Source organism: Lysinibacillus sp. FSL K6-0232, from assembly GCF_038008325.1.
Classification (GTDB): Bacteria; Bacillota; Bacilli; order Bacillales_A; family Planococcaceae; genus Lysinibacillus.
In genome coordinates this window covers 1100528-1124043 of sequence record NZ_JBBOYW010000001.1, presented here as the reverse complement: position 1 = coordinate 1124043, position 23516 = coordinate 1100528, and the positions used below count along the sequence as shown (strand labels likewise).

28 protein-coding genes are annotated in these 23516 nt (G+C 37.9%); all 28 read right to left on the bottom strand.

Annotated features, from left to right (window positions below; genetic code table 11):
• Positions 1 to 168 precede the first annotated feature (168 nt).
• The 28 genes from frr to MHB42_RS05115 all read right to left on the bottom strand — a co-directional run bounded on the left by frr (position 169) and on the right by MHB42_RS05115 (position 23507).
• Positions 169 to 726, bottom strand: a complete 558-nt coding sequence (gene frr, locus MHB42_RS05250; protein WP_340804765.1) for a ribosome recycling factor — start codon at positions 724 to 726, stop codon at positions 169 to 171.
• Positions 726 to 1451 carry a UMP kinase gene (gene pyrH, locus MHB42_RS05245; protein WP_340804764.1) on the bottom strand — a complete coding sequence of 242 codons (726 nt, stop codon included), beginning with the start codon at positions 1449 to 1451 and terminating at the stop codon, positions 726 to 728. The genes frr and pyrH overlap by 1 nt, the downstream gene beginning before the upstream one ends.
• 249 nt (positions 1452 to 1700) lie before the next feature.
• Positions 1701 to 2588, bottom strand: coding sequence for a translation elongation factor Ts (gene tsf, locus MHB42_RS05240; RefSeq protein ID WP_340804763.1), 888 nt, complete (start codon positions 2586 to 2588; stop codon positions 1701 to 1703).
• Between the two features lie 103 nt (positions 2589 to 2691).
• Positions 2692 to 3414, bottom strand: a complete 723-nt coding sequence (rpsB, locus tag MHB42_RS05235) for a 30S ribosomal protein S2 (RefSeq protein WP_340804762.1) — start codon at positions 3412 to 3414, stop codon at positions 2692 to 2694.
• A gap of 159 nt (positions 3415 to 3573) precedes the next feature.
• Positions 3574 to 4149 carry a hypothetical protein gene (locus MHB42_RS05230; protein ID WP_340804761.1) on the bottom strand — a complete coding sequence of 192 codons (576 nt, stop codon included), beginning with the start codon at positions 4147 to 4149 and terminating at the stop codon, positions 3574 to 3576.
• Positions 4150 to 4158: 9 nt separating this feature from the next.
• Positions 4159 to 4461 (bottom strand): RNA polymerase subunit sigma, encoded by a 303-nt coding sequence (locus MHB42_RS05225; protein WP_340804760.1) that lies wholly within the window; start codon positions 4459 to 4461, stop codon positions 4159 to 4161.
• 23 nt (positions 4462 to 4484) lie between these two features.
• Positions 4485 to 5261 carry a FliA/WhiG family RNA polymerase sigma factor gene (locus tag MHB42_RS05220; protein ID WP_340804759.1) on the bottom strand — a complete coding sequence of 259 codons (777 nt, stop codon included), beginning with the start codon at positions 5259 to 5261 and terminating at the stop codon, positions 4485 to 4487.
• Between the two features lie 651 nt (positions 5262 to 5912).
• Positions 5913 to 6281 (bottom strand): hypothetical protein, encoded by a 369-nt coding sequence (locus MHB42_RS05215; RefSeq protein WP_340804758.1) that lies wholly within the window; start codon positions 6279 to 6281, stop codon positions 5913 to 5915.
• Entirely contained in the window at positions 6281 to 6784 is a 504-nt protein-coding gene (locus MHB42_RS05210) for a chemotaxis protein CheD (RefSeq protein WP_340804757.1), read from the bottom strand. The genes MHB42_RS05215 and MHB42_RS05210 overlap by 1 nt, the downstream gene beginning before the upstream one ends.
• A complete protein-coding gene (locus tag MHB42_RS05205) occupies positions 6784 to 7416 on the bottom strand; it encodes a chemotaxis protein CheC (protein ID WP_340804756.1) in 633 nt (210 codons plus the stop codon). Before MHB42_RS05205 ends, MHB42_RS05210 begins: the two co-directional genes overlap by 1 nt.
• A gap of 9 nt (positions 7417 to 7425) precedes the next feature.
• Positions 7426 to 7872, bottom strand: coding sequence for a chemotaxis protein CheW (locus tag MHB42_RS05200; protein WP_340804755.1), 447 nt, complete (start codon positions 7870 to 7872; stop codon positions 7426 to 7428).
• A 26-nt stretch (positions 7873 to 7898) separates the two neighbouring features.
• The gene (locus MHB42_RS05195) at positions 7899 to 9947 is read right to left on the bottom strand and encodes a chemotaxis protein CheA (protein ID WP_340804754.1); all 2049 of its coding nucleotides are present in this window, start codon (positions 9945 to 9947) and stop codon (positions 7899 to 7901) included.
• 15 nt (positions 9948 to 9962) lie between these two features.
• The gene (locus MHB42_RS05190; protein WP_340804753.1) at positions 9963 to 11114 is read right to left on the bottom strand and encodes a protein-glutamate methylesterase/protein-glutamine glutaminase; all 1152 of its coding nucleotides are present in this window, start codon (positions 11112 to 11114) and stop codon (positions 9963 to 9965) included.
• Complete coding sequence (locus MHB42_RS05185; RefSeq protein WP_340804752.1) at positions 11115 to 11990, bottom strand: MinD/ParA family protein; 876 nt, start codon at positions 11988 to 11990, stop codon at positions 11115 to 11117.
• Positions 11987 to 13162, bottom strand: coding sequence for a flagellar biosynthesis protein FlhF (flhF, locus tag MHB42_RS05180; protein ID WP_340804751.1), 1176 nt, complete (start codon positions 13160 to 13162; stop codon positions 11987 to 11989). Before flhF ends, MHB42_RS05185 begins: the two co-directional genes overlap by 4 nt.
• Complete coding sequence (flhA, locus tag MHB42_RS05175; protein WP_340804750.1) at positions 13159 to 15192, bottom strand: flagellar biosynthesis protein FlhA; 2034 nt, start codon at positions 15190 to 15192, stop codon at positions 13159 to 13161. The genes flhF and flhA overlap by 4 nt, the downstream gene beginning before the upstream one ends.
• 24 nt (positions 15193 to 15216) lie before the next feature.
• Positions 15217 to 16305 (bottom strand): flagellar biosynthesis protein FlhB, encoded by a 1089-nt coding sequence (gene flhB, locus MHB42_RS05170; protein ID WP_340804749.1) that lies wholly within the window; start codon positions 16303 to 16305, stop codon positions 15217 to 15219.
• Between the two features lies 1 nt (position 16306).
• Positions 16307 to 17080, bottom strand: a complete 774-nt coding sequence (gene fliR, locus MHB42_RS05165; protein WP_340804748.1) for a flagellar biosynthetic protein FliR — start codon at positions 17078 to 17080, stop codon at positions 16307 to 16309.
• A gap of 4 nt (positions 17081 to 17084) precedes the next feature.
• Complete coding sequence (gene fliQ, locus MHB42_RS05160) at positions 17085 to 17354, bottom strand: flagellar biosynthesis protein FliQ (protein ID WP_340804747.1); 270 nt, start codon at positions 17352 to 17354, stop codon at positions 17085 to 17087.
• Between the two features lie 13 nt (positions 17355 to 17367).
• Complete coding sequence (gene fliP / locus MHB42_RS05155) at positions 17368 to 18033, bottom strand: flagellar type III secretion system pore protein FliP (RefSeq protein WP_340804746.1); 666 nt, start codon at positions 18031 to 18033, stop codon at positions 17368 to 17370.
• Positions 18030 to 18704 (bottom strand): flagellar biosynthetic protein FliO, encoded by a 675-nt coding sequence (locus tag MHB42_RS05150; RefSeq protein ID WP_340804745.1) that lies wholly within the window; start codon positions 18702 to 18704, stop codon positions 18030 to 18032. The genes fliP and MHB42_RS05150 overlap by 4 nt, the downstream gene beginning before the upstream one ends.
• Before the next feature lie 10 nt (positions 18705 to 18714).
• Entirely contained in the window at positions 18715 to 19077 is a 363-nt protein-coding gene (locus MHB42_RS05145; RefSeq protein WP_008180756.1) for a response regulator, read from the bottom strand.
• A gap of 21 nt (positions 19078 to 19098) precedes the next feature.
• Entirely contained in the window at positions 19099 to 20325 is a 1227-nt protein-coding gene (gene fliY / locus MHB42_RS05140) for a flagellar motor switch phosphatase FliY (protein WP_340804744.1), read from the bottom strand.
• The gene (gene fliM, locus MHB42_RS05135) at positions 20318 to 21313 is read right to left on the bottom strand and encodes a flagellar motor switch protein FliM (RefSeq protein WP_340804743.1); all 996 of its coding nucleotides are present in this window, start codon (positions 21311 to 21313) and stop codon (positions 20318 to 20320) included. The genes fliY and fliM overlap by 8 nt, the downstream gene beginning before the upstream one ends.
• A gap of 31 nt (positions 21314 to 21344) precedes the next feature.
• Positions 21345 to 21773 (bottom strand): flagellar basal body-associated protein FliL, encoded by a 429-nt coding sequence (gene fliL, locus MHB42_RS05130; RefSeq protein WP_340804742.1) that lies wholly within the window; start codon positions 21771 to 21773, stop codon positions 21345 to 21347.
• Positions 21763 to 21984: a flagellar FlbD family protein gene (locus tag MHB42_RS05125; protein WP_340804741.1), complete on the bottom strand. Its 222-nt coding sequence runs from the start codon at positions 21982 to 21984 to the stop codon at positions 21763 to 21765. Before MHB42_RS05125 ends, fliL begins: the two co-directional genes overlap by 11 nt.
• A gap of 99 nt (positions 21985 to 22083) precedes the next feature.
• Complete coding sequence (locus MHB42_RS05120) at positions 22084 to 23046, bottom strand: flagellar hook-basal body complex protein (RefSeq protein WP_340804740.1); 963 nt, start codon at positions 23044 to 23046, stop codon at positions 22084 to 22086.
• An 86-nt stretch (positions 23047 to 23132) separates the two neighbouring features.
• A complete protein-coding gene (locus MHB42_RS05115; protein WP_340808536.1) occupies positions 23133 to 23507 on the bottom strand; it encodes a TIGR02530 family flagellar biosynthesis protein in 375 nt (124 codons plus the stop codon).
• Between the last annotated feature and the right edge of the window lie 9 nt (positions 23508 to 23516).

Sequence of the window (23516 nt, the reverse complement as noted above, 5' to 3'; positions counted from 1 at the left end):
AGCGCTTTTTGTCTTTTTTTTCCCTTAAAATTGATTATGTATGTACTCGCACATTTTAGAACTATACACATAAGAGATTGCTAGATCGTAAAGAGAAAAGACGTCCTGTTAAGTATAGGACGCCTTCATCTCCTTAAAAAGTTCCATCATAGACATGTAAACGTCTGTTTACACCTCTAAAATTTCTTTTTCTTTTTCTTTCGTTACTTGATCTACTTTTACAATGAATTCATCTGTTAACTTTTGAATATCTTCACCATAGCCACGTAGATCGTCTTCTGTGATTTCGCCAGCTTTTTCAAGCTTTTTCAAATCATCATTTGCATCACGACGAACATTACGTACAGCAATTTTTGCGTCTTCTGCTTCTTTTTTCACTTGCTTTACTAAATCTTTACGACGCTCTTCTGTTAGAGCAGGAATTGTTAAACGAATAACAGAGCCATCATTTGTTGGTGTAATACCGATATCTGATTTCATAATTGCTTTTTCGATTTCGCCTAAAATCGTTTTATCGTAAGGTGTAATTACGAGTAAGCGTGCCTCTGGTACAGAAACCCCAGCAAGCTGATTGATGGGTGTTGGTGCACCATAGTAATCAACTGAAATGCGATCTAATAATGATGCATTTGCACGACCTGCACGAATTGATGATAGTTCACGTGTAAAAGCCGCAATTGTTTTGTTCATTTTTTCTTTTGCTTGTTCTAATACTTGTTTAGCCATTATACATTCCTCCTAACAACTGTTCCGATTTTTTCGCCTTGTACAGCACGTTTAATATTACCTTGTTCCATAATTGAGAAAACAATTAGCGGAATATCGTTATCCATACATAGCGTAGAAGCTGTTGAATCCATTACTTGTAAGCCTTGTTGGATAACATCTAAGTATGTGAGTGTATCATATTTAATGGCTGTTGCATCCACTTTTGGGTCTGCTGAATAAACGCCATCAACATTATTTTTCGCCATTAAAATCGCATCTGCGTCAATTTCTGCTGCGCGTAATGCGGCAGTTGTATCTGTCGAGAAGAACGGGTTACCTGTCCCTGCTGCAAAGATAACAACACGCTTTTTCTCTAAATGTCGAACTGCTTTACGACGAATATATGGCTCTGCTACTTGCGTCATCACGATAGAAGATTGAACGCGTGTTTCAATGCCTAATTTTTCAAGAGCATCTTGCAGTGCAAGGGAATTCATCACTGTGGCAAGCATGCCCATATAGTCAGCTGCGGCACGATCCATGCCCATTTCGCTGCCTATTTTTCCACGCCATATATTACCGCCACCTACAACAACAGCAACTTCCACATCAAGGTCTACTACTTGTTTTACTTCCTCTGCAACAGCCTTGATTATTTTTGGTGATAAACCGAAGCCCGCTTCTCCAGCTAACGCTTCACCACTTAATTTAATAACAACTCGTTTATATTGCGGCACACTCATTATAAACCTCCGTAAGACTTTATTTAAAACCACTCTATTCCCTTTTCCATTATAGTATATAGTACAATAATTGCTAGCTGTGAATAAGGCAAAATAGAAAATTCTCTTATTTTCTAGCTTATCATATTGATTCATCATAAGCTTATTTTTCATTTATTTCGGAAAAATAGGGAACACGCTATGTTGTGTTCCCCATTTTTTGCCTAGAAAATCTAGTAATTATTTGATTAGGATCAAATATGAGCTAAATTAGTTACCTTTAACTTGGCTCATTACTTCTTCTGCGAAGTTATCTTCACGTTTTTCAATACCTTCACCAACAGCATAACGTACAAAGCCGTTTACTGAACCACCAGTAGAAGCTACGAAATCACGTACTTTTTGATCTGAGTTTTTAACAAATGCTTGGTCAAGTAAGCAAATTTCTTCGAAGTATTTACCAAGACGACCTTCAACCATTTTTGCAACGATGTTTTCTGGCTTACCTTCGTTAAGAGCTTGCTCTGTTAATACTTTACGCTCACGTTCAACCTCATCAGCAGAAACTTCATCGCGAGAAACATAAGTTGGGTTAATTGCTGCAATATGCATTGCAACGTCTTTAGCAGCTGCTGCATCAGTAGAACCTTCTAAAGTTACTAATACACCAATACGGCCGCCCATGTGTAGATAAGAACCGAATGCGTCTGCATCAGATTTTGTTTTAATTTCGAAACGACGAAGCGTAATTTTTTCACCAATCGTTGCAACAGCCGTAGAAATTTGATCTTCAATTTTTACGCCTTCAGCATTTGCAAGCTCTAATGCAGCTTCCACTGATGCTGGTTTAGCAGCAAGTAATTGCTCTGCTAAAGATGCAACTAATACTTGGAATTTTTCGTTTTTAGCAACAAAGTCTGTTTCAGCGTTTACTTCTAGGATGATTGCTTCATTACCTTGTTCTAAAATGTAAGTTGTACCTTCTGCAGCGATACGGTCAGCCTTTTTAGCAGCTGAAGAAAGACCTTTTTCACGTAGGAAATCGATTGCAGCTTCTAGGTTACCTTCTGTTTGTACTAACGCTTTTTTACAATCCATCATACCAGCGCCAGTTTTTTCGCGTAATTCTTTTACTAATTGTGCAGTAATGTTTGCCATTTAGTGTTTCCTCCTCAAATTGGTTGAACAAAAATTGAATAGCTAGGTTCTAAAAAAGGTGATAAGAGGTTTGAGCCACTTATCACCTTTTTGTAAACGTGAATTACTCAGCAGCAACAGCTTCAGCAGTTGGAGCTTCCTCTTCACCTTGTTTTGACTCGATTAAAGCGTCAGCCATTTTAGCAGTTAAAAGTTTAACAGCGCGAATAGCATCATCGTTAGCAGGGATTACGTAGTCAATTTCATCTGGATCACAGTTTGTATCAACAATACCTACTAGAGGGATGTTTAATTTACGAGCTTCAGCAACCGCAATGCGTTCTTTACGTGGGTCAACCACGAACATTACGTCTGGAAGTTCATGCATATCACGGATACCGCCTAAGAATTTAGTTAGACGTTCGTGTTCTTTTTTAAGTTGAATTACTTCTTTTTTAGGTAGAACTTCAAAAGTTCCTTCTTCTTCCATTTTTTCGATTTGTTTCATACGTGCAACACGTTTTTGAATTGTACCGAAGTTTGTAAGAGTACCACCTAACCAACGTTGGTTGATATAGTAGTTGCCTGAACGTTCAGCTTCATCTTTAATCGCTTCTTGTGCTTGTTTTTTCGTACCAACGAAAAGAACTTTACCACCGTCTTGACCAACTTGACGCATGAAGTCATAAGCTTCCTCTAATTTTTTAACAGTTTTTTGTAAGTCGATGATATAAATCCCGTTACGCTCAACGAAGATATATTTCTTCATTTTTGGGTTCCAACGACGAGTTTGGTGACCGAAATGTACACCAGCTTCAAGTAATTGTTTCATAGAAATTACTGACATGTGAATTTCCTCCTAGTATGTTTGGTTTTAATCCTCCGCATTTATCATCTGCAACAAGCTACCCTTATACCATAAGAGCACCACTTACTACATCAAAATGCGTGTGTAGTAATAACACCATTTGCAACTATACCATAGCTTTAAGCTATTCGCAACAATTTAGTGTTGGAATTTCAATAAAAGCTCAATTTCTGTTTGACCTTTTTGCAGTTGTTTCGCTATTTCTTCTGATGATTTTCCTTGTTTCGCCAATTCAAGCACTTGCTGCTCTAATGTTAGCTGTTGTGGGGCTTGTTGCACTTGATTGTTCGTTGCTGGAGCTTTAGGGCTAACATTTGCGCTAGCTTGCTGGTGACGTGAATAAGCGCTAGCTACCTTATTTTTAGGAATATAAATACGAGAATCATTTTCTAATGTTGTAGCAGTAGAGCTAGCCGCCTTTTCCTGTTGTGCTGCTGCTAAAGATGGCTGCTTTTGCTCTGGCTGTTCCGCCACCTGAACGGTTGCTGGTGCTAGCTCTGGCTGTGAAACATGTTGTAGCTCCTGAATAAGGCGATCATTTTCATCTTTCATTTCTGCTAAATATACGCTAATCGTATCATCCATTTCGCGCATTAAGCGTTCTTGTTTTTTTTCTAAATCCTTAAATTTTGCTAGCTTTGTATTTAAAATAATAAGGAAGTAAAACGATAGTAGTTGTAGAAAAAATAGTACCGCTATTAGTATGGTTGTCATTGGAATCTCCTATCCACTAAAATCCACAAAGTTTCCCTTAAACGGATGTTGTGCCTGTTTTTCATGCTGTTTCTTTTTCTTCTTTTTATAAACTCCTTCTACATATTCGCCACCAGCTTCTTCTTCCTCATTAATTTCATCCATACCCTCTGATGTATTGACAATTTTTTGCTTACGCTCTACTTCTTTTTTTAGCGCTTCATTTGCATGTGCTTGTTGAGCTAATGCTTGCTGTTGTGCCTGATCCGCCATTTTACCAGCTTCAAATGTTTTAGGAATAGCAATTTGCAATTCGACACCTTTTAAACTCATTGAAATCTCTCCCTTAAGAGTATTTACGCATTAATCATTTCGCTCGATAGTAGCTTTCGTAGCTTTAACAGCGCTTTGGAATGAATTTGTGAAATACGTGATGTTGATAGTTCGAGCATTTCACCAATTTCCGTCAGCGTTAATTCTTCTGTGTAAAATAAACTAAGGACAAGCTGCTCTTTATCATTAAGCTTTTGAATATTGTCAGCTAGATCATCCAATAGCTCTGATTTAATCATTGCTTGCTCAGGTGTTTGCATTGTATCATCCCGAATAACAAATGATTTGCCATCTGCTTCTTCTTGATCTTGTTGCTCATTAATTGATAAGACATTTGAAAAGAAATGCTCCTGCACCGTTTGGTAAACATCTTCAACAGGTAGCTGCATATGCTCCGCAAGTTCTTCAGGCGTTACATGACGCATATATTTTTGCTCTAGTTGTTCAATCTGAGCATCTAGCTTTTTCGCCTTTTCACGCGCTGAACGTGGTAGCCAATCTTCCTTGCGCAAACCATCTATAATCGCTCCTCTTACTCGGAACGAAGCATATGTATCAAATTTTAAATCTCTGTTAATATCAAATTTATTTAGTGCATCAAAAAGCCCTACCATGCCTAGGCTTGTTAAATCATCGCGCGATACACTCTTTGGTAAACCCGCAGCAATGCGCTGAACATGATATGATACTAAAGAAATATATTTTTTTATTAGTAAATCACCAGCATCTGGGTCCCGCTCATTAATCCAGCGATTCCACAGTTTTTGCTCATCGTTCGAAATCGGTTGTGGTTGTGTCATGAAATCCACCTCTCTAATAAACGCCTCTATACGTCCGTTGTTCATTGACTGCTTGCGCTTATAAAATTTCTTACTATATAAGGATTTCTTGGTTGTTCTATTGCGGCCAACAAATTTCGCAACAATGATTTCCATGCTATTCATCTATAAAAGCTTACTACTACAGTGCTATAAGCTCTTATTTATTATATGGAAATAATTACGATTGTTGTTGTACGTTTTGAGTAAATATCTCTAAAAGGATTTATCACTATAGTATATTAGGCGAGCTGACTTACTACTCTTCTTCCTAGAAAACTAGACTCGCCATTCCAAATAAATACTTTGTAACGAGTAATCATAGGAGCACTCGCCACCTTTCACTTTCATTAACTCGGATAAGTGTATTTTCGACTAAAAAAACATAAATCTCCAATTTTAGCGAAAACCTCTATAAGCTATTGCCATCTTTCCTATATTATAACAAGAATCAACTGTAATTTCATTTGTTTCTCTTCCTCTCTATAATATTCCTTTGCTTGATGTAGCTAAGGAGATTATTTAGGTGCATTCTTGTTCAATAGCTGCTGCTACAATGTCAAAATCTTATAAATATATTGCCAAATTGTCCGTAGTATAAACAAAAAGAGCCGCTTTGTGCGACTCTTTACATTAAGCATTTGCTTGTTGCTTTTCTTCTCGATCCATCATTGTACGTACAACTTGTGCAATTTCCTCTGCATTTTCATCTTGAAATTCCACAGTTGACTGAGCGATTGGTGTTTCTTGACTGTGCTCTTCAAGGCGCTCTTTTTCCTCATCTTGTTCGCCTACAAATGCTTCTTCATTATCTTCAGGTGTATACAGTATATACGCTATAATAAAACGCACGATATACATAGCAATAAACACAATGATGGCTGCAACAAGAGAGCTGATAATAATGCGAAGGGGTGTATATGGTTTTTGAAAGATGCTAAAAAAATAAACCGAAAAGGCAATTAATGCTCCCCAGAGATTGTAAAATATAGAACCAAACATTAGATTTCGCTCACTCCTTGGTTAACCGTTCGAATATGTAAGATTGACGTTTCGGGATTAAATTCAATCGTTCGCCCGCTATTTCCACCAGTATCCTCGGCTACTAAAGGAATGCCATGTCGTTTCAATTCGTTTTTAACAGCTTCTACATTACGGGGACCAATACGCATCGAATCCTTATCTGAAGTAAACTGAAACATTTGCGCTCCACCTGCAATTTTTGCCTTTAGTTTAAATTTTTGAACGCCTTCTAATTTTAAAAGGTCTATCATTGCTGCAATACCTGTATCTGCAAATTTAGCCACATTCAGCGACTCTGTTCTTCCTAAGCTAGAGTCTGGTAACATCACATGGATTAACCCAGCAATTTTTTTGGACTCATCATATAAAATAACACCAACACAGGAGCCAAGACCTGAAGTTCGAATCGTATTTGGTAGCTTTACTACATCCATTTGTGCAATTCCCACTTTAATCACCTGTCCACTACTGTTTAGCATCATTATGAAACTCCTAATGCTGTAAAAATAGCATCAAATGAATCTGGATCTGGTAATAGGAAGAAATGTCCTCTTACTGTTTCGTGGTCCTCTACACCTTCTTCAAAAATGGATGTATTAATAACAATGACATTATCACTAACATGTGATAATTCGATTAGGCCGATACTAATAATCGCACCAAACATATCAACGCTTAGCCCAGGTACAGTTGGATAAATTTTTAAATTTGTAAAGTCAGATAAGGCAGATAAATAGGAGCCTGATAAAATATTTCCCATTTCCTGCATAGCCGATAAGCCTAGCTCAGAAACAGGTCGCTTTTTAAAATCAAATGTTTCATCATAAATAAGGCGACGAATAAAACGATTTGCTTGCTCAATAGGTAGGATGAAGAACATACTTCCTTCTGCATCTCCTTCAATGCGGAGATAAATACCTACAACAACGTTTTCTGAGCCGCCAGCAAGCTCCATCATATCATTGAAGGAAACCATCTCTACCTTTGGGACACGCATATCAATTTTTTTCCCAAGTAAACTGGAAAGTGCTGTCGCAGCATGCGCAGCACCAATATTTCCAATTTCTTTTAGTACATCTAAATGTAGCGATGTAATTTTTTGATTAAATGTCATTATCGATCCCTACTTTAGTGGATTTAATACTTTCTCTAAATGCAATAAAATTAATAATCGCTTTTCTACTTTCGCAACGCCTGAAATAAATTCTTCCTCCAACGAACCTACAACCTCAGGCTGTGGTTCAATAGCACTTGCAGGAATATCAATAACATCATTTGCAGAGTCTACAACAAAGCCTACTTCCATATCTTCTAATGAAATAATAATAATGCGCGTTGTTTCCTCATGCTCAGAAACGGGTAATTCAAAGCGTTCACGTAAATCAACAATCGGCGTTACAACCCCACGTAGATTAATAACACCTTTTACATATTTCGCTGTTTTTGGCACACGCGTAATATGCATTAATTTTTCGATTCCTTGTACATGTGATACAGGAATGGCATATTCTTTATCTGCTAATTGAAAAACAATGACTTTAATACTTTCTTGTTCCACTGCATTTGTCATACTTTACACCTCTCTATTCATTCACCTTATTTAATTAATGCATTGCAATCGACAATTAAGGCTACTTTCCCGTTACCTAAAATTGTTGCACCTGAAATAGCAAAGATATTTGTTAAGTAATTTCCTAGTGACTTCAAGACAATCTCCTGTTGACCGATAAAGGAATCTACCACTAAACCTGCAAGCTTTTCACCTTTACGAACAATAACAACTGAATGGAATTCCTCATCCTGTTGCTCTTTACGAGGCACTTCAAAGATTTCCTCTAAGAATACCAATGGAACAACTTTGCCACGGAAGTCGATTACTTTTTGATTATGTGCATTCATAATCTCTGATGAACGGATAATAGATGTTTCGATAATAGACGATAGTGGAATTGCATAAATCTCTTTTTCAATTTCCACAAGCATAACTGAAATAATCGATAATGTTAGTGGTAGTTGAATAGAGAATTTTGAGCCTACATCTTGTGTAGATTCAATGGAAATATTCCCACCAAGTGATTCAATTGTTGTTTTTACAACATCCAGCCCTACACCTCGACCCGATACATCAGAAATAACATCTGCTGTCGAGAAGCCTGAAGCTAAAATTAGCTCATTAATTTGCTTATCAGACATGGAGTAGGATTGTTCTTGTGTAACAACACCTTTAGCAATAGCCTTTGCTAATACTTTATCACGATTAATACCTGCACCGTCATCTTCAATTTCAATAAAGACATAGTTGCCACTATGGTAGGCACGCAGTACAACCGTTCCTTCTTCTGGCTTACCTTTTGCACGACGAGTCGTTGGGTTTTCAATACCATGATCCACAGAGTTGCGGATTAAATGGACAAGTGGATCGCCAATTTCATCAATAACGGTACGGTCAAGCTCTGTTTCAGCACCAATAATTTCAAGGTTTATTTTTTTATTTAAATCACGCGATAGCTGACGAATCATTTTTGGGAAGCGGTTGAATACCGTTTCAACTGGCACCATGCGCATTGTTAAAATGATTGTTTGTAAATCACCCATTACACGGCTCATACGCTCTACTGTTTCATTTAGCTCACCATGGTTCACTTCTGATGAAATCGACTGTAATCGACCACGGTCAATCACCAGCTCTTCAAATAAATTCATTAAAATATCTAGACGTTCAATATTCACACGAATCGTTTTATTCCCAACAGGCGCATGGTGATTTTTATCAGCCTTTGCAGGAGCTGCTGCTTTTTCAGGCTTTGCTACAGGCTCAGCTTTTGCTGGTACAGCCGCTTCTTCTACTGTTGCTGTCGCAACTACTTCTTGCTGTGCTTCAAATTCTTTTTCACTAAATGCTTTTTGATTGATCGGTGTTACAATTACTTCCTCAACCTCAGAAACTTTCATAAGCTTTTTCTGCATATCTTCGGCTGACTCTTTTGTGACAAATGCTACATAAAACTGTTGATCAAATTGTTCATCCTCAAGCTTTTCAACAGATGGACTTGCTTTAATAACATCCCCATCTTTTTCTAAAATCTCAAATACCATAAAGACGCGTGCAGCCTTTAGTAGACAATCTTCACGTAATTTCACTGAAATCTCAAACGCATGGAAGCCTTGCTCGGAGGATTGCGTAATAACCGTTTGCTCAAAGCCATCGTAGTGTAAAGTGCTTTCTACAGCTGCTGGCGCCACCTCAGGTACTACCACCGCTTCCTCTCCTAATTCGATACGCTTCAGCTGTGCAACCGTTGACGATACATCTCGCTTGCCATCTCCACCGCTTGCAATATCCATTACCATTTCTTCTAAATGATCAACAGATTCAAAGACAACATCTAAAATTTCAGGTGTAACATGAATTTTTTCATTACGAATCGCATCTAACACGTTTTCCATTTTATGTGTTAAATCGGCTAAATCTTCAAAGCCCATTGTAGCAGACATACCTTTTAATGTATGCGCAGAACGGAAAATTTCCCCTACAATCGCCAAATCATCTGGGCTTTTTTCTAATTCTAATAAATGCTCGCTACATGCTTGTAAATGCTCTTTACTTTCTTCAATAAACATCTCTAAATATTGATTGACTTCCATAAGAGGACACCCCTTTTAAGGCAAATATTTCATTATTGTTTGTGCAATATCATCCACATCTGCAACCTCATCCACAAGCTGTGTTTCTACGGCTGCTTTTGGCATCCCATAGACAATGCAAGTTTCTGCTGATTCTGCAATGGCAATGACATTTCCAGTATTTTTCAGCACTTTTAAGCCATTAGAGCCATCATGCCCCATGCCTGTCATAATTACGGCTACTTTATCAAAATCATTATATTGGCTAATATCTTCGAACATAACATCTACAGAAGGTCGATGGCCAGCTCTAGGGGCCTCCTGATTATCAAGGACAATGCCAAATGTCGTTCCTACTTTTCTCAGCTTTAAATGATAGCCACCAGGCGCAATATAAGCCACGCCATTTTGTAAAATATCACCCTGCTCAGCTTCCTTTACATTAATTTCACTGAGCTGGTCAAGACGTGTGGCGAGTGATTTGGTAAATCCTGCTGGCATATGTTGAACAATTAAAATAGGCGCTTGAATGGACTTTGGAATTTTAGTAATAACCTCCTGAAGTGCGCGAGGTCCTCCTGTTGATGTGCCAATTAGCACAATTTTCCTTCCTGTTCTGCTCCACCCTGCCTGTGATCTTACCGCTTCTAATTTAGCTGGGATGGGAGTTGCAGGAGTCGACATTCGTTGCTGCTGTGGTTCCTTTATTACAGTGTTCACCTTTGGTACTGGTTCTTGTTGACGTTTACTACCAGAAGGGGTTTTCAATTTGGAAACTGGCACCAATGCTGCTTGTTCTACTTTATGCACAAGCTCACTTTGGACTTTATGTAAATCAAGAGAGATCGTTCCGCTTGGCTTGGCGACAAAATCTATAGCTCCATTTTCAATTGCTGCTATGGCATTTTCTGTCCCGCGCTGTGTGGTGCTAGAAAGCATGACAACAGGAACTGGGCATTGTGCCATAATTTCCTTCAAAGCATCTAGCCCATTCATTTCAGGCATCTCAATATCCATTGTTACAACTGTTGGTTTCAATGTTTGAATCTTTTTTATTGCATCTTTGCCATTTCGTGCTGTACCGACTACCTCCACCTTCGAGTTGCCAACAAAAAAGTCACTAATTAGCTTTCTCATAAAAGCAGAATCATCCACAACTAATAGCTTGCTTTTATGTAAAAAGTCCAATTAATCACGCCCTTTCGAAAAAATACTTCTTAGTTTTGTTAAAAATCTCTTTGCTGTCTGGTCATGTGCATGTATTTCTTCTGCACGATGCTCCATAAAACGAACGACTATTAGCTGTAATGTCTTTGAAATAAGTGCGTCTGGATAAGCAAGTGAAAATGGTACTTGCTCACGCACAGCCTTACGCACAACAGGGTCTTCGGGTAATGAGCCTAGAATTGTCACATCTTTATCCAAAAAACGCTTCATTGTAAGCTGTAAACGTTCATTTGTTTCAATGCCTTCTTCTTTGCTAAAAGCACGGTTACAAAGAATATAAAACTGCTTCTCTGGATCGCGCACATGAATATACTTCATCATTGAGTATGCATCTGTTATAGAAGTCGGCTCCGCAGTTGAAATAACAATAATTTCATCAATGGAGGTTAGTAAATCTAACGACCAATTTGTCGCACCTGCTCCCATATCAAATAGAATATAATCAAAATCCTTTTGAAGTTGTTCAAATGCCTGAATAAGTCGTTCAAACATGCTCTCTGACCAATCAAGAACCCCTGTCATACCAGACCCACCTGCAATATATTGTAAACCATGGGGTCCCTCAAATATTACCTCATCTAGTAACTTATTTCCTTCCAAATAATCTTTTAAACTATAAGAAGCATTTTTTCCAATTAAAATATTGATATTTCCCATACCAATATCCATATCAACAATGGCAACTTTTTTTCCTTTATGGACCAATGTTATGGCAAAATTCATCGTGAAGTTACTTTTACCAACTCCACCTTTGCCGCTTACAACTGCAATTGCTCTGCCTAGCTCTCCTTGCTGCCTCATCATTTTCAAGCGCAGTGTTTCAGCTTGATCTCTCATTTTTCTTCACCTTGAAAAAACAAATTAAGCACTGCTTCTAAATCAGCTTCCTCAATATCCTCTGGTACTTCTTGACCATTTGTATAGTAAGCAAGTCCTTTATTATATTTAATCATTAAATTGACCATTGTGCCAATAGAATTTGTTTCATCAATTTTAGTGAAAATGAATTTTTCAATTGGTAACTGCTTAAATTGGTCTACAATGTTCACCATATCTTTTTCTTTTGTCGTCATAGCAAGGACTAGATAGGATTCTGCTTGATCATCAAATTTAATAAGACGTTGGAGATCATCTACATATTTTACTTCTTTATAATTTCGGCCAGCTGTATCGATAAATACTAAGTCTAAATGGGATAATTTTTGAATAGACTGTTCAAAATCTGTTGCATTATAGGCAATTTCAACAGGAGCCTGTAATAACCCAGCATATGTTTTTAGCTGCTCTATTGCAGCAATTCGGTAAGTATCAGTCGTAATAAAACCAATTTTCTTCTTTTTTTCTAATACTGCTCTCGCTGCCATTTTGGCAATTGTTGTCGTTTTACCAACACCCGTTGGGCCTAAAACATTAATATATTTTCGTTCGTAAGACAATCCTCCCATTGGAAGTCCTTCTAGCTTTTTACGCAATAAATTTTTTGTTATTAATTTGCATTGTGAAAAGTTTATTTCTGACGCTTCTTTAAAATACATAAAAAGCTCATCACCAATCGTTGTGATGAGCTCTTCACTTAGCTCTTGCTGTCTTAAGTATTCAATGAAGGGTAAGAGTTCATCGGGATATTGAGCTTGGGTAGTCTTTTTATGCATAGATTGCATTAAAGATTTTAAATCTGCAATTTCCTTCCTCAATTCTTCTGAAATACCAGTGTCCTCGTTTACAGCATCAGGCTGTGGTTGATCCTGATGAATTTTTGCTTGAATAGCGTTTGTAAGCTCTTGTAGCCTTGCATTGTCTTTTGTTGCTGGAGGTGCTGGAGCTACAAGTGTTGGTTCAATTGTATCAACACCTGCAACTACTTCAAAACTTTTCTTTTTAATCATACCAAAAAATTTTTTAGTAATGATTACTTTTGAGTTTAATATAACAGCGTCCTCACCTAACTCTGCCCGCACTTGCTTCATCGCTTCTGGTATGGAAGATGCATAATATTTTTTCATTTTCATTGAACATTCACCACCCCAACACTTTGAATTTCAACCGAAGCATCCAATTCATTATAAGAAAGAACTGGAATTTGCGGGAAATAACGTTCTGTTAATTGTCGTAAGTACATTCGCACCGCTGGCGAGCATAAAATAATAGCCGATTGTTCCATAAAGGAAACACGTTCTACTTCTGCAGCAATCGTTTCTAATATTGTTTGAGAATCTTGTGGGTCCATTGCTAAATAATTGCCATGATCCGTTTGTTGAATACTATCCGCAATCATTTTTTCTACTTTCCCTGACACTGTAATAACCTTTAATGCTGGGCTATCTCCAACATACTGGGCAGTAATTTGACGAGCCAATGATTGTCGTACATATTCCGTTAAAATATCTGTGTCACTTGTTAGCTTAGCGTAATCAGCCAATGTTTCAAAAATAATTGGTAGGTTACGTACTGAAACATTTTCTCGTAGCAGCTTGCCAAGTACCTTTTGAATTTCACCCGTAGATAAAGGTGTAGGTGTTAATTCTTCGACTAAAATTGGATGTGTTTCGCGTAAATGATCGATCAATTGCTTTGTTTCTTGACGACCTAGCAATTCGTGAGCATTTGCACGAATGACTTCTGTTAAGTGTGTTGAAACTACACTTGGCGGGTCTACAACTGTGTAGCCAAACATCTCTGCCTCTTCCTTTACCTGCTCTGTAATCCATTTAGCAGGTAATCCAAATGAAGGTTCAACTGTATCAATGCCTTCAATCGAATCATCGTCCCCAGGGCTCATTGCTAAATAATGATCCAGCAATAGCTCGCCTCGTGCCATTTCATTGCCTTTAATTTTGATGCGATATTCATTTGGCTGAAGCTGAATATTGTCACGAATACGAACAACTGGAATCACTATTCCTAATTCCAATGCTAGCTGACGACGAATCATAATTACACGATCTAATAAATCTCCGCCTTGGGCAGCATCCACTAAAGGAATTAATCCGTAGCCAAATTCAAATTCAATCGGGTCCACATTTAATAAATTCACAACATTTTCAGGGCTTTTCATACCGTCTGTTGCCACTTCTTCCTCAATTTCCAGTAATTCCTCTTCATCCTCAGGCTTCTTACGTCCCATCATATATGCTCCTGCAATAAGAGCTATTCCTATCGGTAATGTTATCCAATCTGGAATTGGCGTAAATAATCCTAGTAAAATAATTGTACCACCAGCTACATATAGCAGCTTCGCTTGAGCAAATAGCTGTCCTGTAATATCCTCACCAAGACTTCCTTTAGAAGAGGCACGCGTTACAACAATCCCTGTTGCAGTTGAAATTAGTAGTGCAGGAATTTGAGAAACGATACCATCTCCTACTGTTAGCTTTGAAAAGTGCGTTGCTGCCTCAGCAAATGGGAGCCCCATTTGCACGACACCAATGACAATACCAAAGAGTAAGTTAATAATAACCATTACCATTGAAGCAATGGCATCTCCTTTTACAAATTTTGTGGCACCATCCATTGCTCCATAAAAATCTGCTTCTCCTGCTACTTTTTCACGTCGTTCACGTGCTTCTTTTTCGGAAATAATTCCTGCATTTAAGTCAGCATCAATACTCATTTGTTTACCAGGCATCGCATCGAGCGTGAAACGAGCTGCTACTTCAGCCACACGCTCCGAACCTTTTGTAATAACAATAAACTGAATGAGTACAAGAATTAAAAAGACAACTAGACCAACAAGAACATTTCCTCCAACTACAAAGTCACCAAAGGTTTCAACAACCGCTCCTGCATCGCCATTTGCCAAAATAGCACGGGTTGTCGAAACACTTAAGCCTAATCGGAACAAGGTTAATAGTAAAATTACTGAAGGGAAAATGGAAAAATCCAATGCTTCCTTCATACTCATTGCTGTTAACAGTACAATTATGCCAAATGTAATATTCATGACAATTAAGAAACTTAACATCCATGGAGGAAGAGGGATGATGAGCATCGCAACGATTAAAATAACCGCACCTAAAACCCCGATATCGCGAACTTTCATTTGTGTCCCTCCTACTTAAAAGCTTTAAATTTTTCGCTTCATGCGATAAACATAAGCGAGTACCTCTGCTACGGCTTTAAAAAATTCTTCTGGTACTTGATCGCCGATTTCTACCTGATCATACATAGCACGCGCTAATGGTCTATTTTCTACCATAATGACATCATGCTCTTTAGCAATCAGTTTAATTTTTTGAGCGATAAAGTCTGTACCCTTTGCAACGACACGGGGAGCATCCATACTGTCCTCATCGTATTTAAGAGCAATCGCATAGTGAGTAGGGTTCGTAATCACAACATCTGCATTTGGCACCTCTGACATCATACGCCGCATTGCCATTTCACGTTGACGCTGCTTGATTTTCGATTTAATCAGTGGGTCACCCTCACTATTTTTATATTCATCTTTAATATCCTGCTTAGACATTTTAAGATTTTTTTCATAGTCATGTTTTTGATACATCCAGTCTAAAACGGAAACACATAGTAACACTAACGAAGCCGCTATTCCCATAATACCAACAAGCTTCCCTACTGTTAGCAGTGTCATCCATGGACTTTTAAAAGAAAGCGCTAAAACCTCTGGCAAGTTTGTCCAAACAATAATCGTTGTTACACCACCGATAAAGCCAATTTTTAAGACTGACTTTAACAGCTCCACGATGGCCTTAACAGAAAAGATTTTTTTCAGCCCTTTAATGGGGTCCATTTTTTTTAAATCAAATTTCATTGGCTCTAATGTAAAGAGAAAGCCAAATTGTAGAAAATTACCTGCAAGTGCTCCAACAATGGCAATCACCATAATTGGAACAATAATAAAAGCCATTTGTATTAATGTTTCGGAAAATAGGCGCATCACACTATCAATTGTTAATGATTCAACGCGTATATTATGAATAAAGGTTTGCCTAAAAAATGCTAATAGCTCGTCACGTAAAGAGCCTGCAAAGAAAAGTAAAAAGATAAATACCATCAGCATTACAACGGCACTTGTAATATCCTGACTTTTAACAACCTGCCCTTTTTTTCGAGCATCCTGTCGTTTCTTAGGGGTTGCCTTTTCGGTTTTTTCACCTGCAAAAAACTGAATATCTAAATTTAGTAGTAGCTTCATACTATCCACCACCTAAAACAGCCATTAAATCACGTATACCATAAATCATGATGGTAATGAGCTTTTGAATAACTTGAACCATAACAGCTATCATTGTAAACATCACTAAAAAACTAACACCAATTTTAATAGGAAAACCGACAACAAAAATGTTTAATTGTGGTACTGTCTTTGCCGTAATCCCTAAAGCTAAATCGACTAAAAACAATGTTGCAACAACAGGTGCAGCCATTTGGAAGGCGATAGCAAAAACAGCCGTAAATGTTGTGATAATAAACTGCATATAGCCTTCACTTGAAAAATTCGGAAATTGATCCATCGGTAAAAATTGATAACTATAATAAATACCATTGAGAATCATATGATGACCATCGATGGCTAACAATACAAGAAATGCTAGTATGTTAAAAAATTGACCAATTAATGGACTTTGAGCACCTGTTTGTGGGTCAATAATATTCGCAATAGCGAAACCCATTTGAAAGTCGATAAAGCTTCCCGCAATCTGAATTGCAGACATAATGATATAGCCAACAAGACCAAGCAATAGTCCCACAAGCGCTTCTTTCATCACTAGTAATATGTACTCGTCATTAAAGACAAATGGCTCAACATCTAACGTATAATACATCATCCAAGCTAAAACGAGCGCGAGTGTAATTTTAACTTGTGCTGGAATCGTCCTATACGAAAAAAAAGGAACCGTCACAAAAAATGCGGAGACACGCACAAGCACTAATAAAAAAACCGTTAAATGCGGAATTAATTCATCCATAAACTCACCCTATATAACGCGTCAGGTTCTCAAAAATGTCTCTCGCATAGCTTGTAACTTGAGATAACATCCATGGACCAAAAAATACGATAGCCACTAAAACGGCAACAATTTTTGGTACAAATGCTAATGTTTGCTCTTGAATCGACGTTGTTGCTTGAAAGATACTTACCGCTAAACCCGTAATTAAAGCAACTAATAGTAGCGGACCGCTTGTTAGAAGGACAATCATAATAGCACGCTCTGCAACGGAAATAACCAATTCACCTGTCATACTGTATCATCCCCTAAAAACTTTGTAGTAATGATTTCATTACAAGATACCATCCGTCCACAAGTACAAATAAGAGAATCTTAAATGGTAATGAAATCATAACTGGCGGTAGCATCATCATCCCCATCGACATTAATGTACTCGCAACAATCATATCGATCACTAGAAATGGTATAAAAATCATAAAACCAATTTGAAATGCGGTTTTTATTTCACTTAAAGCAAACGCAGGCACAAGCATTGTCAGGGGAATTTCTTCCACAGATGCTGGCTTTTCTGCTTGATTATACGATAAAAATAAATCAAGGTCTTTTTGCCTTGTATGCTCACTCATAAATTCTTTAAATGGCACACTTGCACGATCATACGCTTCCTCTAGCCCAATTTCTTCTGCAAATAGTGGCTGTAGTGCTTCATTATTAACCTCCTGAAAGGTTGGAGCCATAATAAAGAATGTTAAAAATAATGCTAAACCAATAATCACCTGATTAGGTGGCATTTGTTGCGTTGCCAATGCTGTACGTACAAAAGATAGTACAATGACAATGCGTGCAAAGGAGGTCATTAAAATTAATATACTAGGTGCAAGTGACAGCACCGTTAATAGTAGTAAGAGCTTAACAGATGTAGAAACGTTGGTTGGATCGCTATTGGAAAAAATATTGATTAAATCATTCATTTATCATCCTTCTCCTTTTGCTTCCATCGCTCGATCTCTTCACTGCGCTCCTGTTTAATTTCAGATATTCTTTTTTCAAATAGTTGACCAAATGAGTCTTGCTTTTGCTCATTTTGTAAACTATTTTTATTTTTTTTCGTAAACTTAGCAAATACTTCTGTAATATACGGTGATGTTGCTGCAAGCTCTTGCCTTTCGTTATATAGCGCTAATAGGGTTGCTACTTCTTCAGGATCAGTAATTTCACGCAATAGTTGAACATCTTCACCGACGCCTACTAAATACAATGTTTTGCCTACCTGTAGAAGCTGAACTGACTTTTGTGCACCTAACGATAAACCGCCTAAATTTTGCACCATTTGGTTACGTTGGAAGTTTAAATTTCGTTTATTTAAAAACTTCATCAAACCATAAAATAAAGCGACAACAAAAATAAGCGCTAAAACCATCTTTATGTATTCCCATACAGATATATCTCCAGCTGCTGATACATCTGTTTCTTGTGTAGCAGCTGGATCAGTAGTATCTTCATCACAAGCTTCTGGATTTTGCAAGCATTCCGTCACACTATTTTTATCAGAAGCTGCATAAACAGAAGTTGCTGTTGGGTACAAAAACAGGAAAGATACAAGAAATGCGAAAATCATCGTGAAACGAAATGATTTTAACATTTGCATGCAATCATCCTAAAGCTTTTTGAATCGCTTCAATTACACGATCTGCTTGGAAAGGTTTGACGATAAAGTCTTTTGCACCAGCTTGAATTGCATCAATTACCATCGCTTGTTGCCCCATTGCTGAACACATGATAACAGTAGCACTTGGATCAGACCCTTTAATAGCTTTTAGAGCAGCAATCCCATCCATCTCTGGCATTGTAATATCCATTGTTACTAAATCTGGTTTTAATTCATTGTACTTTTCAACAGCTTGTAAACCGTCAGCTGCTTCTCCCACAACCTCGAATCCATTTTTTGACAAAATATCCTTGATCATCATGCGCATAAATGCAGCGTCGTCTACAATCAAAATTCTTTTAGACATGATTAACTCCTCCAATTAAAACTATCTTAAATTATTTAAACGCTCTGCTTGACTTAAAACATCTGTAATACGGACACCAAAGTTCTCATCAATAACAACGACTTCCCCTTTAGCAATCAAACGACTATTGACTAAAATATCAACAGGTTCCCCTGCTAATTTATCGAGTTCAATAATTGAACCACTTGATAGTTCTAAAATCTCTTTTACAGAACGCTTCGTACGTCCTAACTCTACAGTAACTTGCAATGGAATATCAAGTAGCATATTTAAATTTCTAGCTTCAGATTGCGAGATTACATTTGTATCAAAGCTAGCAAACTGTGCTTGTTGTACATTCACAGGCTGGGCAGGTCGCTGTGGTTGCGCAAACTGCTGTGGCTCTTGGTAAACTGGTTGTTGTTGTACTGGTGCTGCCTGCTGTTGTTGCACTGGCTGAGCAGGCGGTGGTGGTGCAGGTGCTTGCTGTTGTTGTGCAGGCGGCGGTGTTACCGGTGCCTCAGGCGCACTTGTCGCAGCTACAGGAGCCTCATTGACATCTGTTTCACCTAACAATGATTTAACAATGTTTTGACTAAATTTAAGTGGTAATAATTGCATAAGATTTGAATCAATTAAATTACCAATTCTTAATCTAAAGGATACTTTTACTAGTAAATCGTCTTCTGGGATATTTTCTCGACCCTCATCTTGCGAGATATTCATTAAATCGATTGTTGGCGGAGAAATATCTACTTTTTTGTTGAACACTGTCGACATGGATGTAGCTGCTGAACCCATCATTTGATTCATAGCTTCTTGAACAGCACTTAACTGAATTTCGCCTAAATCAGGCTTTGGATTTAAGCCATCACCACCTAACATTAAGTCAGCAATAATCGCTGCATCTGATTGCTTAATTACAAGTAGATTCATGCCTGTTAAACCAATTGTGTACTCTACTTGTACCGCTACATATGGATGAGGAAATTCCTCTTCTAATTTATTGCGATTAATCATGGAAATGCTTGGGGTAGTAATATCTACTTTTTGACCTAATAACGCCGAAAGAGCTGTGGCAGAGCTACCAAAGGAGATATTCCCTACCTCACCTAGCGCATCTTGTGCAAATGAATCAAGGTAATCCTCTACTCGTATATCATTTGTTTCATCATTTGAAGACGCTTCGGTGTCGCTATTTTTATCTTCTAACGTTTCGCCCCTTAACAACGCTTCAATTTCTTCTTGGGAGAGCATTTCATCACTCATCTTCGTCTCCTCCTTTCAAAGGGTCGATAATCTGGATTGCTAATTTTTTACCTTGCTTACCCGGTTGAACTGTGAACTTTGGCAATGTTCCCACCTTTAGTACCAATGGGTCATCAATTTTTTGATCTAGTTGTATAACATCCCCAATTTGCATTGTAAGGAAGTCTTCGATGGTAATATCTGTTATTCCTAATTCAACAGAAAGTGGTAGCTGCGCTTGTTTCACACGTCTTTCAAGCATTTTGGTTTGCTCTGGTGACATTTCTTTCGTATTCGTTTGCATCCAATAACGAACAGAAAGATTTGGAACGATTGGCTCCAATACAACATGTGGAATACAAATATTAATCATCCCACTTGTTTCTCCTATTATCGTATTCAATGAAATAACGACAACCGTTTCATTTGGCGATATCATTTGTAAAAATTGTGGGTTTACTTCAAGCTCCACTAATATTGGATCAATTTCCGCTACATTTTCCCATGCCTCACGTAAATTGTCGAATGAGCGTTCAAAAAGGTTGGTCATAATTTTTGTTTCAATTTCAGTTAAATTATCGACATTACTATGACTCGCCCCACTACCACCCATTAAACGATCTAGCATCGAGTAGGCAATGTTCGGATTAATTTCCATCAATATATTACCATCTAACGGCGGCACTTCAAATACATTTATCAGTGTCATATTCGGGATTGAACGAACAAACTCTTCAAACGGTATTTGGTCTACTGATGCAACTGTTATTTGCACATAGCTTCTTAGCTGTGCAGAGAAGAAGGTTGTCAATAGTCGTGCAAAATTTTCATGTATTCGGGTCAAACTTCGGATTTGATCTTTTGAGAAGCGAAGTGCTCGTTTAAAGTCATATACTTTAACTTTGCGTTCCTCATCTTCCTTTTTTATATCATCTGCTGACATTTCCCCAGTTGATATTGCGGAAAGCAGCGCATCTATCTCAGATTGAGATAACACATCTCCTGCCATTTGCCCACCTCCATTTCAAGCAGTTTCTGTTTTATTGAGTGATGAAGGAGGTAAAATATACTTCCTGAACTTCTCCCTCTTGCATCAATTCATTTAATCTTGTTTTTAGTGCCATTTGGAATATTTGCTTCCCTTGCTTACCTTCTAAGTCTGCTTGCCCCATTTCGGAAAGTTCCTGAATCGCAAGGTTTTGCACTTGGAAAGTACGTTTTGTTAATTCATCAGCAGCTTCTTTACTTGTCGTTTGGATTTTTAATGACAAACGTACAACTCGATTATCTGCAAGATTTGTTGTAATTTCGGGAACTTCGATAGTCGCTTCTACAATTTCATCAATAGAAGGCTCTTCAACGCCAGCTGGTTTATTAAATTGTGTTAACAAGACAAACAAAATAACCCCGATCAGTATAACTGCTACAAGCACAATAATAACCATCGTTAACATTTTATTATTCTTCATCTTCTTCACCTCGTAGATGCGGGTTTGATAGTATTTGTATATTTTTATAAAAGGCTGTTACCCTTTTTCGCACCTCATCTTCACTCTCTAAAACAATTATTTTTGTTCCAGTTGTTAAAGTAATCGTCGTATCTGGAAATGATTCGACTGTTTCTATGTATAAAGCATTTAATGAAAACACTTTGCCATTTAGACGTGTTAGTTCAATCATTGAATTAGGGCCGGGTCTGCCTTGAGAGCCGGCCCGACCCTCCCTCATATGAAAATATGTTTGTTGAAACGCCCGTTATACTAAAAAATCACATGACTATTAACGTTTTAAGTTAACTAATTCTTGTAGCACTTCATCCGATGTTGTAATAATACGTGTATTCGCTTGGAAACCACGTTGTGCCACAATCATTTCTGTAAATTCTTCAGATAAATCTACATTTGACATTTCGACAGCACCAGGTACTACTTTCCCAATTCCTGCTACAGTCGCTACTTGTGCGTATGGAGCACCAGAGTTAGCTGTTGGTTGGTAATAGTTACTACCATTTTTAACAAGACCACCAGCATTCGGGAATTTAGCCATAATTAGCTGCCCAGCATACTGTAGGTCACCTTTATAGTCAATATAGTTAACTGTACCATCTTGACCTATAGAGATTGATTGTGCTGTTGTTGGAATACGAATTGGCGAAACATCTGCCGCAAAATCTATCTCCTCCGTCATATTTCCTTCAATATCTGCTAAGCCGCTATCTGCTTTATGCTGTTCAGCCTCTGAACCATCAATACTCTCATCCTCTGAAATAGATAATTCTTCATTAGAATGACCAACCAAATATTTACCATCAGCATTTACTAAATAACCATTGCTATCCATATAGAAAATACCATTACGAGTATATAAAATATTGCTGAAGCCCTCTTCATCAAGGACACCTTCTTCATCTGGAGCACCGTTAGCATCCCCTACCATAAAGAAGCCTTCCCCTTCAATGGCTAAGTCTAATGTACGCCCTGTCGTTTGAATAGAGCCACCGCCATGAATTGTATCAATCGCAGCTAATTGAGAGCCTAGACCAACTTGTTGTGGGTTTACACCACCACGTGTAGCTGTTGCTGCAGATGCGCCTGCTTGTGTTTGGGACATTAAATCTTTGAAATTTACGCGACCTTTTTTAAAGCCAACTGTATTAACGTTAGCGATATTATTTCCAATAACATCTAGCTTTGTTTGGAAGTTTTTAAGACCTGAAATACCTGAATACATAGAACGTAACATATGTTGTCGTTCTCCCTTCATTTTTTATATGTGTGCCTCTATCAATCAGCAACACAAAGGCTTCCTTACTTAAGAAGGTCCAGCCTTTACAGCACAATTGTGCCATCAATATTGGTAAATAACTGTTGCTTTGCTTCCGTGCGATCCATTGCTGTAATGACAGTTGCATTTTTAGCACTGACAATTAAAGCGGCTTGATCCATCAAGACTAACGGCTGTTTCACACCTTTTGAATGTGCTTCAAATACCTTATCTGATACAACCTGCCATTCTTGTTCTGAAATATTAATTTTACGCTCAATAATACGTTCATGCGCATGCTTGCTGACCTTTAGCTCTTGCTTTGTAGCTTCCTGTAAATGTGCTTGAAAGGATTTTTTCTGTGTTTGAACAGGCTTATTGGGCTGTGTTGTGCGAATAGATGGATGCAAGGGTACACGCTGAATTGAAAATTGATCCATCATACTTCC